Below are 14,760 nucleotides of genomic sequence, written 5' to 3'. Positions count from 1 at the left end.
TTATTATGTTTATCAGCAACGCGTATGCGCAAATACCGGGTTTTGGCACTGAAGGCGGCGGCTTAATGAGCTTTTTGCCCCTGATCCTGATGTTTGCGGTGCTTTATTTTGTGATGATTCGTCCCCAAATGAAGCGCCAGAAAGAAACTCGGGCCATGTTAGAAGCACTAGCGGTTGGCGATGAAGTTGTCACGGCGGGCGGCCTCTTAGGCAAAGTTACTGCTGTAAAAGATCAATACATCACCGTAGAATTGAACGCTGGCAATGAAGTCCAAATGCAAAAAGGTGCTGTGACTACCGTTTTGCCTAAAGGCACTTTGAAATCCGTTTGATTTACCAAGCCTGATGAATCGTTACCCACTCTGGAAATACCTCGTCATTGTTGTAGTGCTATGTATTGGCGCGCTCTACTCATTACCCAATTTTTTTGGCGAGGCTCCAGCAGTACAAATCTCAGCAGCTAAGCCAACGCTGAAGGTTGATCTTGAAACCCAAGCGCGGGTTGAGAAAATTTTAGCCAGCGGTAATTTAGCTAGTACGGGCTTATTTTTTGAGCGCACTGGTAATGTTGGCTCGGTGAAAGTGCGTTTTGCCAATACCGATATTCAATTACAAGCGCGTGATTTAATCCAGCAGAAACTGAATCCCGATGCGAATGACCCCAGCTTTACAGTGGCGCTCAATTTACTTTCAAATACGCCCCATTGGCTAAATGCGCTGAATGCTTTACCGATGCCACTAGGGCTTGATTTAAGGGGTGGCGTTTATTTTTTACTACAAGTCGATATGCAAGGTGCTGTGCAGAAAAAAATAGTCGCCTTAGCCAATGATATTCGTAGCCAATTGCGGGACAAAAATATTCGTCAGCAAGGCCTCGATCGTAACGCTGATAGCATTGCCATTCATTTTGCCAGCGAGGCTGAAGCGGAGTCGGCCCGAACCGTTTTAAATGCAAGCCAAAGCGAGCTTGATTGGCAACTAGAGAAAACCTCTAGCGATTTCAAGTTAACGGGTCGCTTTAAACCCGCCGCGCTGAATGCGGTACAAGACAACGCGGTTAAACAAAATATTGTTACCCTCAATAAACGGGTTAATGAATTAGCTGTAAAAGAGCCCGTCATTCAACAACAGGGTGCTGATCGAATTGTGGTGCAACTACCGGGCGTGCAAGATACCGCGCGCGCGAAAGATATTATTGGCCGCACTGCAACCCTTGAATCACGTCTCGCCGACCCCAGTGTTTCGATTATTTCAGTTGGCCAAACCGCGCCAGCAGGTATGGATGTGTTTCGTTTTGGCGAAAATCGTTTAGGGGTATTTAAAAAATCCGTTATTTTTAGCGGTGAGAGTATTACGGATGCCAGCGCAGGATTTGATCAGAATCAGCGCCCAGCGGTGAATATCTCGCTAGATGCCGCTGGTGGGCGAGTGATGCAAGAAGTTACGCGCGACAATATTGGCAAACCAATGGGGATGATTTTATTTGAAAAGGGCAAAGGTGAGGTACTCACGATTGCCACCATTCAAAGCGAATTTGGTTCAAAATTTCAAATTACCGGTCAATCAACTACCGAGAGCGCGAATGATTTGGCCCTGCTATTACGGGCAGGTTCACTGGCTGCACCAATGGAAATTATCGAAGAACGCACTATTGGTCCAAGCCTAGGCGCAGAAAATATTGAAAAGGGTTTTCAATCACTCCTAGTTGGGTTTGCGGCGATTGCCATTTTCATGATGGCTTACTACCTCCTTTTTGGCCTCTTCTCAGTTATCGCTCTTGGGGTCAATTTATTTTTACTCATAGCTGTGCTCTCCATGCTACAAGCCACATTAACCTTGCCAGGCATTGCTGCCATGGCCTTAGCGCTTGGTATGGCAATTGACTCGAACGTCCTAATTAACGAACGGATTCGCGAAGAATTGCGCCAGGGTACCCCCCCTAGCACTGCCATTGCAACCGGCTTTAATAAAGCCTGGGGGACCATTCTTGATTCGAACGTGACTACTTTAATTGCTGGTCTAGCACTGTTGGCGTTTGGCTCTGGGCCTATCAAAGGTTTTGCAATTGTGCATTGCTTAGGCATTCTGACTTCGATGTTTTCTGCCGTTTTCTTCTCGCGGGGTTTAGTCAATCTCTGGTACGGCCGAGAAAAGAAATTGCAAAAATTGGCGATTGGCCAAGTTTGGCGTCCCCAGGAGAAATAGGTCATGGAATTTTTTCGCATCCGTAAAGATATTCCATTTATGCGCCACGCTTTGGCGCTCAATATTGTTTCCTTGTTGATGTTTTTGGCTGCGGTTTTTTTCCTCTGGCAAAGAGGCTTGCATCTCTCTGTGGAATTTACAGGTGGCACCGTAATGGAAATTAGCTACCCCCAAACTGCGCCTATCGATACCATCCGTAATGATATTTTTAAATTAGGTTACACCGATACCCAAATTCAAAATTTTGGAAGTTCACGTGATGTCTTAATTCGCCTCCCCTTACAGAAAGATGCTACTGGTAAGGTCGTCTCCTCTGCCATTCAAAGTAATGCCGTCATGGAAGCATTGCAAAGCAATACCACTGGCGCTAAATTACAACGGGTTGAATACGTCGGACCACAAGTGGGTCGTGAGCTTGCGCTCGATGGCTTGAAAGCATTAATTTTTGTGGTGATTGGCATTATGATTTATTTATCCTTTCGCTTTGAATGGAAATTTGCAGTTGCTGGCATCATTGCCAACCTGCATGACATCATCATCATTTTGGGCTTCTTTGCTTTTTTCCAATGGGAATTTTCGCTTTCAGTATTAGCTGCAGTTTTGGCTGTATTGGGTTATTCAGTCAATGAATCGGTGGTGATCTTTGACCGTATCCGTGAAAACTTTCGCAAATATCGCAAAATGAATACCCGTGAAATTATTGATAACGCCATTACCAGCACCATTAGCCGTACCATCATTACCCACGGCAGCACGCAGATGATGGTTTTAGCAATGTTGCTATTGGGTGGTCCTAGCCTATTCTATTTTGCCCTCGCACTCACCATTGGCATTTTGTTCGGTATCTATTCTTCCGTGTTTGTCGCGGCGGCACTGGCCATGTGGCTGGGCGTTAAGCGCGAGGATTTAGTGAAGGGTGAGCGCAAGCCTGAAGAGATGAGTAAAGATGATCCAAACTATGGCGCTAAGGTTTAAGTTGCTGCAGAATTTATCGGCTTTCGCCTTAATTGCTCATCAATAGCATGTAATATTTTCTTGGTCGCTCCCTGATGTAAATTAGCATAATTTTTAGCCGCAAACGCCATTGCCAGACGTTGCTCTGTACTCAACAGTAGCTCAACAAGAGTGCTACTTAGCTGCGCCGGAGTAATGCGTACCGCAGCTCCAATGTTAATCGCATCCAGCGTCGCCTGTTGAAAGTTAAAAGTATGCTCACCCACAATCACGGGGCAATCAACTGCGCAAGCTTCGATCAGGTTTTGGCCTCCAAAGGAGAGGAGGCTACCCCCCATTACGACCAAATCTGCTGCGCGGTAATAGGCTGCCATCTCGCCCATAGAATCCCCTAAAAAAACATCCGTCTGGTCAAATAATATTGAGCGCTCAGTCGCCTCACTACGCCGACGCAAGCGAAAGCCACTTGCTAAAATTGTCTTTGCTACTTCATCAAAACGCTCGGGGTGGCGGGGCACAATAAACAGCAATGGTTGGGGTTGAATGCGGGCAGTTTTTAATACCTGCTGCCAAGCCGTAAGAATGAGTTGTTCCTCGCCTATGCGGGTGCTTGCTGCACAGACGACCAGGCGCCCTGATGTGCGTAAATTGGCCTGCCAGCCTGCGCCCAACTCGAGTAACTCGGGTTTCATGAGAACATCAAATTTGAGATTGCCAAAAACTGCGCAATTTTTTACACCTAGTGCACGGTAGCGCTCTGCATCTAATTCAGTTTGTGCCAAAATTCCCGTAAATGCTTGAAAGAGCTCCTCGCCAGCGCGACCAAAATATTTTATGCGTCGGGCGCTCCGATCTGATAGTCGCGCATTAATTAAAAATAAGGGTAGACCCATTTCAGCGCAGCGAAAAACATAAGTAGGCCAAGCCTCGGTTTCGATAAATAAGCCAAACTTGGGTTGTACTTGCTTTATAAAATGCTCAACTGCCCAGCAAATGTCATAGGGCAGATAGCACTGTCTTAGTTGGCCAGTTGCAATTGCTGAAGCATATAGCGCTTGACCTGTGCGGCGACCATTGGGGGTCATGCAGGTAAGTAAGATTTTTTCACCACGGGCTAAATAAGCCAAAATTAAAGGTTCAGCAGCGCGCGTCTCGCCAACGGATACCGCATGAATCCAAATAGCGTGATGAAACCGAGACGACAAACCTGTAAAACCAAGTCGCTCAGGTAGATGCTGCCAATAGCCATGATCTTTTCTACCACGCCACCAAAGTCGCAAACCGACTAAGGGCAAGAGTAAATGCCAGCCCAACTGATACAGTAAAAATAAAAAAAATGGGCGCTGGACTAGAGCTGAGGTTTTTTCGCCCGAAGGCTGCTGACTAGCGATCACTTGCCCAAATGTTCAGTTAAGGCAACTGCAAGACCCAAATAAGACGCGGGTGTCATCGCTAGCAAGCGGGCCTTGGCCTCAGCAGGAATTGCTAGGCCTTGAATAAAGGTTTGTAAATCGGCTTGCGTAATACCCTTACCTCGGGTGAGCTCTTTGAGTTGTTCATACGGATTTTCAATACCGTAACGCCGCATCACCGTTTGCACGGGTTCAGCTAAGACCTCCCAACAAGAATTTAAGTCAGCAGCGATCGCCGCTAAATTCACTTCCAATTTAGCGAGTCCGCGTAAGGCGCTATCGTAAGCCAACACACTATGCCCAAACGCGGGGCCTAAATTCCGTAATACGGTGGAATCAGTTAAGTCTCGCTGCCAACGAGAGATCGGTAACTTTTCTGCTAAATGTCGCAATAAAGCATTCGCAATGCCTAAGTTACCTTCGGAATTTTCAAAATCGATGGGGTTCACTTTATGGGGCATCGTCGAAGAACCAATTTCACCCGCTTTGGTACGCTGCTTAAAATATCCCAGAGAAATATAGGCCCAAAAATCCCGATCCATATCTAGCAATATCGTATTCGCGCGCGCTATCGCATCGAATAATTCTGCCATGCCATCGTGTGGTTCTATTTGCGTGGTGTATGCGTTAAAAACTAATCCCAAACGCTTTTCAACCACCTGCCGACTTAATTGCTGCCAATCAAATTCGGGGTAAGCAGCTAGGTGTGCGTTGTAATTTCCAACTGCGCCATTCATTTTGCCAAATAAAGGCACTGCCATAATGACAGTAATTGCCCGCCCTAAACGCTGGGCAATGTTAGCCAATTCTTTCCCCAAGGTAGTAGGCGATGCAGGCTGCCCATGGGTACGCGATAACATTGCAACCTTAGCATGTGCAAGAGCGAGAGCAGCTAGATTTTGCTGAATTAAACGCAACTGCGGTAAGAGTACTTCATCACGAGCGCCGCGCAACATGAGGCCATGAGCGGTATTGTTAATATCCTCTGAAGTACAAGCAAAGTGAATAAATTCACTGGTTTTTAACAATTCAGCGCGCCCAGCAACTTTTTCTTTAAGCCAGTATTCAACTGCTTTTACGTCATGGTTGGTTACCGCCTCAATTTCTTTAATTCGCGCTGCATCTTCGGTAGTAAAGTCTTCGGCTAGTGCCAATAAAAAATCACTGTCGGTTTTACTAATACTGGGTACATCGGGTAAGCCTGCGGTAGTTAGCGCTAAGAGCCATTGAATCTCAACAAAAACCCGTTGGCGCATAAAGGCAGATTCAGATAACCAAGGTCGCAGGGCGTCTACCTTGCCAGCATAACGACCATCAAGCGGTGAGAGTGCGGTTAGCATCGAAGCGTCTGCAGCTGCTGGGGAAAGACGTGATTTTGACTGGCTCACCATAAGGCCCTTTTAAAGGATGTCAATAGAGCTTGATTTTAATGCGTTTGCACAAATGGCTCAACAATTCTAGCTTAACGATTGACTTCACTTCTTCCGCATCGGTATACTTGCCCCCTATGAAAATTATCGGATCCCTCACTAGCCCCTATGTGCGTAAAGTACGCATCGTCCTTGCTGAAAAGAAAATTGAAGCCGCACACGTGCTTGAAAATGTCTGGGACGCCAAAACGACCATTAGCGAAGTGAACCCCCTGGGAAAAGTACCTTGCCTCATTATGGAAGATGGCGGCGCCATGTTCGACTCACGCGTGATCGTTGAATATGTTGACACTTTAAGCCCCGTGAGTAAATTAATTCCCACTGCTGGGCGAGAACGCGCGGCAGTAAAAACATGGGAAGCGTTGGCCGATGGTATTTTGGATGCGGGCATTTTGGCTCGTTTAGAAGCCACTTGGCGACCCGCTCCCGAACAAAGTGCAGCGTGGATTGACCGACAAATGGGTAAAATTCAAACCGCTTTGCAAAGTATGTCTGCCGGTTTAGGTGATGCCAACTGGTGCTGTGGCAATCAATTTAGTTTGGCTGATATTGCGGTTGGCTGCGCCTTAGGCTATTTACAGTTTCGTTTTCCACAATTGCATTGGCAAACCCAATATCCCAATCTCGCGCGTCTGTACGCTAAATTGGCGCAACGCCAATCGTTTATTGAGACCTCGCCGCCGTAATAATTCCCCCGCCTAAACAGACTTCACCTGCGTAAAGCACGGCTGATTGTCCTGGGGTAATGGCCCATTGATTTTCAGTGAAATGCAAATCAAATGTGTTTGCACTATTTGCACTTACTAATAAGCTACATGGTGAATCAGTTTGACGGTAACGGGTTTTTGCCGCATAGGCAGTTTCCTCCATTGGCGCAGTACCCGCCACCCAACTGGCCTCCATCGCTTCTAAGTCTTGACTTAAAAGCCACGGGTGATCATGGCCTTGGGCCACAAATAAGGTGTTACTGGTCATCTCTTTTCGAGCTACGTACCAAGCATCACCAGTACCATCTTGACTTCCGCCAACGCCAATACCCTTCCGCTGGCCTAAAGTAAAAAATGCTAAGCCCATGTGCTCGCCTAAGACTTTGCCGTCAGTTGAGCAAATTAAACCAGGTGTACGTGGCAAGTATCGATTTAAAAACTCGCGAAAAGGACGTTCACCAATAAAACAAATTCCCGTTGAATCTTTTTTAGTAGCATTAGGCAAACCAATGTCAGCAGCAATCTTACGCACTGCTGATTTCTGCAGCTCACCCAAGGGAAATAAAACCTGACTTAATTGCGCTTGGCTTAAGCGATGCAAAAAATAACTTTGGTCTTTGCTGGCATCAAGCGCCTTTAGTAACTGAACTTGCCCATTGTTAGTTTGGACGCGGGCGTAATGTCCAGTCGCAATGAAGTCAGCGCCAAGACTCAGCGCATGGTCTAAAAAAGCCTTAAATTTAATTTCAGCGTTACACAGCACATCGGGGTTAGGGGTACGACCAGCAGCATATTCGCGCAGAAAATCGGCAAACACCCGCTCACGATACTCAGCCGCAAAATTGACTGCCTCAACATCGATTCCAATCAGGTCGGCTACCGACACCACATCCAACCAATCTTGCCGACTTGAGCAATATTCGTCATCGTCATCGTCTTCCCAGTTTTTCATAAACAGGCCGACGACCTCATACCCCTGCTGCTTGAGAAGCCATGCAGCCACTGCAGAATCAACCCCACCGGACATCCCCACCACCACTTTTTGGTGGGTTTTCGGCCGGCTAAGGGTGGTATTTAAGGGGAAATTGGCAGGCATCATCAAAAAAATGCGAAAATTCGGATTAAGTTTTTAAGAGCTCATTGTAAAACCCCGCCCTTTTCCCCTCGATATCTTCATTATGGGATCAGAAAATTGTCGGGATACCTGCAATTAGCATCTACCTTAAAATAGATTTTTAAAAATTCGCTTTTGGAGACAAGCCATGCGCATTGGAGTGCCGCTGGAAACAAGACCTGGAGAAACTCGGGTTGCCGCTACCCCAGAAACCGTCAAAAAATTGACTGCTCAAGGACATCAAGTTGTCATCCAAAGTGGTGCTGGTATTGGCGCAAGCCAACCCGACTCTGCTTATGAAGCAGTTGGTGCCTCGATTGGCAGTGCTGCCGATGCCTTTGGCGCCGAAATTGTGCTTAAAGTACGAGCACCCCAAGAGGATGAGTTAAAGCAATTAAAGTCAGGCTCGGTTTTAATTGGCATGCTTGATCCCTTTGATAATGCTGGCATTTCTGCCATGGCAGCGCAAGGTATTACCGCCTTTGCACTCGAAGCGGCGCCACGCACTACTCGCGCTCAAAGCATGGATGTGTTGTCTTCCCAGGCCAATATTGCTGGCTATAAAGCTGTTCTCGTAGCAGCAAATGAGTATCAACGCTTTATGCCGATGCTGATGACCGCTGCTGGCACAGTTAAAGCGGCGCGTATTTTGATACTCGGTGCTGGGGTTGCAGGGCTACAAGCTATAGCCACCGCTAAACGTTTAGGCGCAGTAATTGAAGCCTCCGATGTTCGCCCTGCCGCCAAAGAACAAATCGAATCACTTGGCGCCAAGTTTGTCGATGTCCCTTTTGAAACGGATGAAGAGCGTGAAATTGCTAAGGGTGTTGGCGGTTACGCGCGGCCGATGCCGGAATCGTGGATGAAACGTCAGGCAGTACAAGTTGCTGAACGCGCCCAGCAGGCCGATATTGTGATTACTACCGCCTTAATTCCAGGACGTAAGCCGCCTGTGCTTTTGCACAGTGATACCGTGGCCAATATGAAGCCTGGCTCAATTGTGATTGATCTAGCTGCAGGCCGCGGTGAAAATGGTTCAGGCAATTGTCCATTAACTCGAGCTGACCAAATTGTCATCAATCATGGTGTCAAAATTATTGGCTACACTAATTTACCCAGCATGGTCGCTGCCGATGCTTCTGCGCTGTATGCGCGCAACGTGCTCGATTTTATGAAACTAATCGTCACCCCTGAAGCGCAATTAGTCATTCCGGCTGCTGCCGATGACGATATCGTCGCCGCCTGTCTCATGTGTCGTGATGGCCAAGTTATTCGTACCAATTAATTTTCCAAGGAATTCGTCATGGATTTAGCTGCTTTCCAAAGCCTTCTCACTGTGCAAAACATTACTGTTTTTGTGTTAGCCATTTTTGTTGGCTATCACGTCGTCTGGAATGTAACACCTGCATTGCACACACCACTGATGGCGGTAACCAATGCGATTTCAGGGATCATCATTGTTGGCGCCCTCTTGCAAACTGAGGTCATCAATGGCAGTGAAATTACTACCACCAGCCTGATTGGTGCGGTAGCCGTTTTTTTAGCATCAATTAATATCTTTGGTGGCTTTATGGTTACACGCCGCATGCTCGAGATGTTTAAGAAAAAAACCCCTAAGAGCGAATAAAGAGCCTATTCATGTCAAATATCACCGCCCTCTCTTACCTCGTTTCCTCCATTTTATTCATCCTTGCGCTGCGAGGACTCTCATCGCCAACGACCTCACGCCAAGGAAATACCTACGGCATGATCGGCATGCTTTTGGCCGTTATTACTACCTTTTTCTTGCCCGACTTCAAGCCAGTCTTTTGGTTAATTGGCGCAGCAATTATTGGTGGGGCCATCATTGGTACGCTTGCAGCTAAACGCGTACAAATGACGAAAATGCCTGAGCTCGTGGCACTCATGCATTCATTTGTTGGTTTATCGGCGGTCTTAATTGCAATTGCTGCTGTCTTGCATGTGGGCCAAGAACATACTGGCGCACAAAAAATTGAATTATTTATTGGCGCATTTATTGGTGCCATTACCTTTACTGCCTCGATCGTTGCCTTTGGAAAACTTTCTGGCAAAGTGAGCGGTAAACCAGTCACCTTTAGCGGGCAGCACTTACTTAATTTAGTTTTAGCATTATCAATGCTGGGTGGCGGTATTGCTTACTATCTATTTGATAGTCATAGCGCTTTCTTAATCATGTGCGGTATTGCTTTGGTCTTGGGTGTGACACTCATCATTCCGATTGGTGGTGCCGATATGCCAGTTGTGGTTTCCATGCTGAATAGTTATTCAGGTTGGGCTGCAGCAGGCATTGGCTTTACGCTAAATAATCCCGTGCTCATCATCGCTGGAGCATGTGTAGGTTCATCGGGTGCAATTCTGTCTTACATTATGTGTAAGGCCATGAACCGCTCAATCTTAGCAGTCTTGCTCGGCGGCTTTGGCGCCGAAGTATCAGCCAGTGGCGATGATGATGGTGCCCCTAAAAATTATAAAACTGGCTCGCCAGAAGATGCAGCCTTTTTAATGAGTAATGCTGATACTGTCATCATTGTGCCGGGATACGGTCTAGCTGTGGCGCGTGCTCAACACGCACTGAAAGAGTTGACTGAAAAACTGACCCATCATGGTGTTACGGTTAAATACGCCATTCATCCTGTAGCTGGGCGGATGCCTGGCCATATGAATGTGTTGTTAGCCGAGGCTGAAGTACCTTACGATCAAGTTTTTGAAATGGAAGATATCAATAGCGATTTTGGTCAAGCCGATGTGGTGCTTATTTTGGGTGCCAATGACGTGGTTAACCCAGCCGCCCGTACTCCAGGAAGCCCCATTTTTGGTATGCCAATTTTGGAAGCGTTTAAAGCGAAAACCATTATTGTTAATAAACGCTCGATGGCGGCAGGCTACGCAGGCCTCGACAACGAGCTCTTCTACATGGATAAAACCATGATGGTCTTCGGGGATGCCAAGAAGGTCGTTGAAGATATGGTCAAAGCGGTCGATTAGGGCTAATTAATCTGCTATTTAGCGCGTATTTGAGGGTTTTCCCGAGGGTTTTTAACCCCCTAGAGGTCTTATACTGACTCTCTTGTAAGAAGATACAAGTTGTAAAAAAATAATATCTGGGAGAATTCCATGTCTGAAATTAAAAACCAAGTTCCACGTCGTAAATTCTTAAAAGGTGCTGCTGCTGGCTCCGTTGGCGCAGCTGCTCTCGGATTCCCAATGATTTCGAAAGCGCAACAAACTATTACTTTGCGCTTTCAGTCAACCTGGCCTACGAAAGATATCTTTCATGAATATGCCAACGACTACGCTGCCAAAGTCAATGCGATGTCGGGCGGTCGCCTCAAAATTGAAGTGTTGCCAGCTGGCTCAGTTGTTAAAGCCTTTGATCTACTTGATGCGGTTTCAAGTGGAACATTAGATGGCGGTCATGGTGTGTTGGCTTATTGGTACGGTAAAAGTGCTGCGTTGGCATTATGGGGTTCAGGCCCAGCTTTCGGTATGGATGCCAATACCGTTTTGTCATGGAACCAATATGGTGGTGGCCAACAACTGTTAAACGAAATTTATTCTGGCTTGAAATTGGATGTCGTGTCATTCCCTTATGGCCCAATGCCAACTCAGCCACTTGGTTGGTTTAAAAAGCCAATTGCTAAAACAGAAGATATGAAGGGCTTAAAGTACCGTACTGTTGGCCTCTCAATTGAAATCTTTACCGATATGGGCGCGTCAGTTCAGGCCCTGCCTGGTGGCGATATTATTCCCGCGATGGATCGTGGTCTCTTAGATGCTGCTGAATTTAATAACGCCTCTTCCGATCGCTTGCTAGGCTTCCCAGATGTTTCTAAGATCAATATGCTGCAAAGCTTTCACCAAAGTTCAGAGCAATTTGAAATCATCTTTAACAAAAAGAAATACGATTCATTAGCGCCTGATTTGCGTTCAATTCTCTCAATCGCCACCCAAGCTGCTTCAGCCGATATGTCTTGGAAAGCAATCGATCGTTACTCAAAAGACTTTGTTGAGTTGCAAACCAAAGATAAGGTGAAGTTTTATGCAACACCGAAATCCATTTTGGTAGCTCAGTTAAATGCTTGGGACAAAATTATTGCCAAAAAAGCAGCTGAAAATGCCATGTTTAAGAAAGTGCTTGATTCACAAAAAGCCTTTGCTCAACGTGCAGTGCGTTGGCAACTCTTGACGGATGTTGACTTTAAGATCGCCTACGATCATTATTTCAAAGACAGTCAACCTAAAGCCTAATGTTTATCAACTAAATGGTTCATGCTGATGCAAAACCGGACGGTTCACCGTCCGGTTTTTTTATAGTAATTTAAATAGTACTGTTATTTAGTCAAGTTTTATTGGGAGGTAATGAATGAATAAGCTCATGCTTAGAGTCGATGAGATCAGCACCTTTGTTGGCAAGGCGGCTGCGTGGCTCATCATTCTATTAATGCTGATGGTGTGTACCGATGTGGTTAGACGCTATGCGTTGAATTCTCCATCAGCATGGATTGGCGAACTGTCGGTCATGGCCTATGGCACGCTCTTTATGATGTGCGGGGCCTATACATTGGCACAAAATGGGCACGTACGGGGCGACTTCCTCTATGGCTCAATGAAACCACGCACCCAAGCCACTCTTGACTTAATTCTGTACATTACCTTTTTCTTGCCGGGCATAACTGCATTGGTATATGCGGGCTACACCTATGCGGCTGAATCATGGCGCATAGGTGAACACACCACCCAAATCGCCAATGGGCCGCCCTTGTATCCTTTTAAAACCATTATTCCAATTGCTGGTGCTTTTGTACTCCTCCAAGGTTTTGTCGAAATTTTGCGCTGCATTGTTTGTATCAAAACAGGTGAATGGCCAGCACGCTTAAAAGATGCGGAAGAAATTGATGTAATTGAGCAACAACTTGCGGCCTCAACCCACGTTGATGAAGAGGCTCGTCAAATGGGTATGAAAAATGCTAAAGCAATTGATGAAGCGGCACATCACCGCATTGGCCAAACGAAGGAAATAAACCATGAGTGATCCAATACTTGGCCTAAGTATGTTGGGCCTGATTATCGTGGTGATTATGTTGGGATTCCCAACTGCTTTTACCTTAATGGGGCTTGGCATGATGTTTGGTTTTGCCGCCTTTTATGACCCATCACAAAGCTGGACAGCTAATAAGGTATTTACCCTGATGGTGCAAAGAACATTTGGGGGTATGACCAACGATGTCCTGCTGTCTATTCCCTTATTTGTTTTAATGGGCTATGTAATGGAGCGAGGGGCATTAGTTGACAAAATGTTCTATAGCATTCAGCTTGCCTTTCGTCGCGTACCTGCATCGCTTGCTGTCGCAACCTTAATTGTTTGTACATTTTGGGGTATTGCCAGCGGTCTAGTTGGTGCAGTTGTAGTGCTAATGGGCGTTATCGCCATGAAGCCCATGATGAATGCGGGCTACGATACGCGCTTAGCAGCTGGTGTTATTACCGCTGGTGGTACCTTGGGTATTTTGATTCCACCTTCAGTAATGATTATTGTGTACGCAGCGGTCGCTGGTCAATCGGTGGTGAAACTGTATGCAGCTGCGATGGTGCCAGGCTTCTTTCTCGCATTTTTATATTTGGTTTACATCATCGGCTGGGCCTTAATAAATCCTAAAGTAGCGCCTAAACTGCCCCCTGAAAAACAACAGGTGCCTATTCCAGCCCCTATCCGTTTCTTGCGTGAACAGTATTCACCCAATATGTTTGTGGCAACTTTTAAAGCCCTATTTGCACCGGCGAAGTTTTTCGATGCACCTGTTGATGCACGCCTCTCCTTTGGCAAAATTGTCCAAAATGTACTGGCAGTCTTAACTCCATTTATTCTTGCTGCAGTCACTTTATGGGGAGTATGGTGGTACGTCATCATTCATCAGCAAGCTGAACGCGATGCACAAAATGTCCCTGTAGCTACGCAAGTTGCTAAGGTGGCTACAGCTGATAAAGCTGCGCCTGTAGAAGAAGGTTTAGTTTCACTGGATGCCACCTCCAACAACGTAAAAACCAAAGAGCTTGAAGAGGTAGATGTGCCATTAGTAGCGCTAGATGCAGCGGCGGGTGATGCGCCCACTGCTGGGGCTGCCGAGCCTGAAGCGGCTGCTGGGCCGCCGGAAAACTTTGAACTGTATTTTGGGCTTAGCTCTGTTCTACTACTCTTGCTGCTGATTTACTACTACATCAAACTCGATGAAGATCAGTTTGAAATTTTGAAACTGCTGATCGAATCCGTCATGCCCTTGGGTATTCTCACTATTTTGGTTTTAGCTGTGATCTTGCTAGGCATTACCACCGCAACTGAATCGGCAGCAGTGGGTGCTTTTGGTGCTTTTATTCTGGCGTTTCAAGCGGGCACATTAAATTTTGATCGCACCAAGCAGGCGGTTTTTCTTACTGCTAAAACTACCTCAATGGTGTGTTGGCTGTTCGTTGGATCAGCTTTATTCTCTGCTGTATTCACGATTTTGGGTGGTCAATCGATCATTGAAAAATGGGTGCTCATGTTAGATCTGACGCCGATTCAGTTCATGCTGCTTTCGCAAGCAATTATTTTCTTCCTTGGCTGGCCTTTGGAGTGGACTGAGATCATTGTGATTTTTGTGCCGATCTTCTTGCCATTGTTAGCGCACTTCCAAATCGATCCTTTGTTATGGGGCACCTTGGTCTTTGTGAATTTGCAAGCCGCTTTCTTATCGCCACCAGTGGCGATGTCAGCCTTCTATCTTAAAGGGGTATCACCGCCAAGTGTCACTCTGAATCAAATTTTTGCGGGCATGATGCCGTATATGTTCATCGTCATTCTATGTATGTTCTTTATGTATATATGGCCTGGTATGACTCTCTGGTTGCCTAAGTTTCTTTATGGGGGCTAGAAAGCTCGA

13 protein-coding genes are annotated in these 14,760 nt (G+C 46.4%); 10 read left to right on the top strand and 3 right to left on the bottom strand.

Features of this window, described 5'->3' with window-relative positions; all coding sequences use genetic code 11:
- The first annotated feature begins 5 nt into the window (after positions 1-5).
- From yajC to secF, 3 genes are read left to right on the top strand one after another with little or no spacing between them, the layout of a single operon-like run.
- Positions 6-332 carry a preprotein translocase subunit YajC gene (gene yajC, locus LZT21_RS03370; RefSeq protein ID WP_233925135.1) on the top strand — a complete coding sequence of 109 codons (327 nt, stop codon included), beginning with the start codon at positions 6-8 and terminating at the stop codon, positions 330-332.
- 13 nt (positions 333-345) lie between these two features.
- Positions 346-2,205, top strand: a complete 1,860-nt coding sequence (secD, locus tag LZT21_RS03365) for a protein translocase subunit SecD (RefSeq protein WP_233937491.1) — start codon at positions 346-348, stop codon at positions 2,203-2,205.
- 3 nt (positions 2,206-2,208) lie between these two features.
- Positions 2,209-3,180, top strand: a complete 972-nt coding sequence (gene secF, locus LZT21_RS03360) for a protein translocase subunit SecF (RefSeq protein WP_233925137.1) — start codon at positions 2,209-2,211, stop codon at positions 3,178-3,180.
- Here the strand turns inward: secF and LZT21_RS03355 are convergent.
- Entirely contained in the window at positions 3,177-4,553 is a 1,377-nt protein-coding gene (locus LZT21_RS03355) for a 3-deoxy-D-manno-octulosonic acid transferase (RefSeq protein ID WP_370634759.1), read from the bottom strand. The two genes, secF and LZT21_RS03355, sit on opposite strands and share 4 nt — an antisense overlap.
- Positions 4,550-5,911, bottom strand: a complete 1,362-nt coding sequence (purB, locus tag LZT21_RS03350; RefSeq protein ID WP_233989259.1) for an adenylosuccinate lyase — start codon at positions 5,909-5,911, stop codon at positions 4,550-4,552. Before purB ends, LZT21_RS03355 begins: the two co-directional genes overlap by 4 nt.
- A gap of 167 nt (positions 5,912-6,078) precedes the next feature.
- Here purB and LZT21_RS03345 point away from each other — a divergent pair, with 167 nt between their 5' ends.
- Complete coding sequence (locus tag LZT21_RS03345) at positions 6,079-6,687, top strand: glutathione S-transferase N-terminal domain-containing protein (RefSeq protein ID WP_233989221.1); 609 nt, start codon at positions 6,079-6,081, stop codon at positions 6,685-6,687.
- On the opposite strand, the gene mnmA is transcribed toward LZT21_RS03345, so the two are convergent.
- Positions 6,665-7,804, bottom strand: a complete 1,140-nt coding sequence (gene mnmA, locus LZT21_RS03340) for a tRNA 2-thiouridine(34) synthase MnmA (protein WP_233925139.1) — start codon at positions 7,802-7,804, stop codon at positions 6,665-6,667. The genes LZT21_RS03345 and mnmA overlap by 23 nt on opposite strands.
- A 166-nt stretch (positions 7,805-7,970) precedes the next feature.
- On the opposite strand from mnmA, the gene LZT21_RS03335 reads away from it, so the two are divergent.
- From LZT21_RS03335 to LZT21_RS03310, 6 genes are all read left to right on the top strand, one after another.
- Positions 7,971-9,107, top strand: coding sequence for a Re/Si-specific NAD(P)(+) transhydrogenase subunit alpha (locus LZT21_RS03335; RefSeq protein WP_233925140.1), 1,137 nt, complete (start codon positions 7,971-7,973; stop codon positions 9,105-9,107).
- An 18-nt stretch (positions 9,108-9,125) separates the two neighbouring features.
- Complete coding sequence (locus tag LZT21_RS03330) at positions 9,126-9,449, top strand: proton-translocating transhydrogenase family protein (RefSeq protein ID WP_233925141.1); 324 nt, start codon at positions 9,126-9,128, stop codon at positions 9,447-9,449.
- Between the two features lie 11 nt (positions 9,450-9,460).
- Positions 9,461-10,828: an NAD(P)(+) transhydrogenase (Re/Si-specific) subunit beta gene (locus tag LZT21_RS03325; RefSeq protein WP_233937494.1), complete on the top strand. Its 1,368-nt coding sequence runs from the start codon at positions 9,461-9,463 to the stop codon at positions 10,826-10,828.
- Positions 10,829-10,957: 129 nt separating this feature from the next.
- Positions 10,958-12,091 carry a TRAP transporter substrate-binding protein gene (locus LZT21_RS03320; RefSeq protein ID WP_233924651.1) on the top strand — a complete coding sequence of 378 codons (1,134 nt, stop codon included), beginning with the start codon at positions 10,958-10,960 and terminating at the stop codon, positions 12,089-12,091.
- Positions 12,092-12,206: 115 nt separating this feature from the next.
- A complete protein-coding gene (locus LZT21_RS03315) occupies positions 12,207-12,875 on the top strand; it encodes a TRAP transporter small permease subunit (RefSeq protein ID WP_233924650.1) in 669 nt (222 codons plus the stop codon).
- Positions 12,868-14,751 carry a TRAP transporter large permease subunit gene (locus tag LZT21_RS03310; RefSeq protein WP_233937495.1) on the top strand — a complete coding sequence of 628 codons (1,884 nt, stop codon included), beginning with the start codon at positions 12,868-12,870 and terminating at the stop codon, positions 14,749-14,751. Before LZT21_RS03315 ends, LZT21_RS03310 begins: the two co-directional genes overlap by 8 nt.
- Positions 14,752-14,760 lie beyond the last annotated feature (9 nt).

The organism is Polynucleobacter sp. IMCC 30228 (assembly GCF_021395205.1).
Classification (GTDB): domain Bacteria; phylum Pseudomonadota; class Gammaproteobacteria; order Burkholderiales; family Burkholderiaceae; genus Polynucleobacter.
This window is presented reverse-complemented; position numbering and strand designations above follow the sequence as displayed.

Excerpts from the sequence above, each read along its gene's own strand:
- yajC (WP_233925135.1), top strand. The coding sequence starts at position 6 with ATGTTTATCAGCAACGCGTATGCGCAAATACCGGGTTTTGGCACTGAA.
- secD (WP_233937491.1), top strand. The coding sequence starts at position 346 with ATGAATCGTTACCCACTCTGGAAATACCTCGTCATTGTTGTAGTGCTA.
- secF (WP_233925137.1), top strand. The coding sequence starts at position 2,209 with ATGGAATTTTTTCGCATCCGTAAAGATATTCCATTTATGCGCCACGCT.
- purB (WP_233989259.1), bottom strand. The coding sequence starts at position 5,911 with ATGCTAACCGCACTCTCACCGCTTGATGGTCGTTATGCTGGCAAGGTA.
- LZT21_RS03345 (WP_233989221.1), top strand. The coding sequence starts at position 6,079 with ATGAAAATTATCGGATCCCTCACTAGCCCCTATGTGCGTAAAGTACGC.
- mnmA (WP_233925139.1), bottom strand. The coding sequence starts at position 7,804 with ATGCCTGCCAATTTCCCCTTAAATACCACCCTTAGCCGGCCGAAAACC.
- LZT21_RS03335 (WP_233925140.1), top strand. The coding sequence starts at position 7,971 with ATGCGCATTGGAGTGCCGCTGGAAACAAGACCTGGAGAAACTCGGGTT.
- LZT21_RS03330 (WP_233925141.1), top strand. The coding sequence starts at position 9,126 with ATGGATTTAGCTGCTTTCCAAAGCCTTCTCACTGTGCAAAACATTACT.
- LZT21_RS03325 (WP_233937494.1), top strand. The coding sequence starts at position 9,461 with ATGTCAAATATCACCGCCCTCTCTTACCTCGTTTCCTCCATTTTATTC.
- LZT21_RS03320 (WP_233924651.1), top strand. The coding sequence starts at position 10,958 with ATGTCTGAAATTAAAAACCAAGTTCCACGTCGTAAATTCTTAAAAGGT.
- LZT21_RS03315 (WP_233924650.1), top strand. The coding sequence starts at position 12,207 with ATGAATAAGCTCATGCTTAGAGTCGATGAGATCAGCACCTTTGTTGGC.
- LZT21_RS03310 (WP_233937495.1), top strand. The coding sequence starts at position 12,868 with ATGAGTGATCCAATACTTGGCCTAAGTATGTTGGGCCTGATTATCGTG.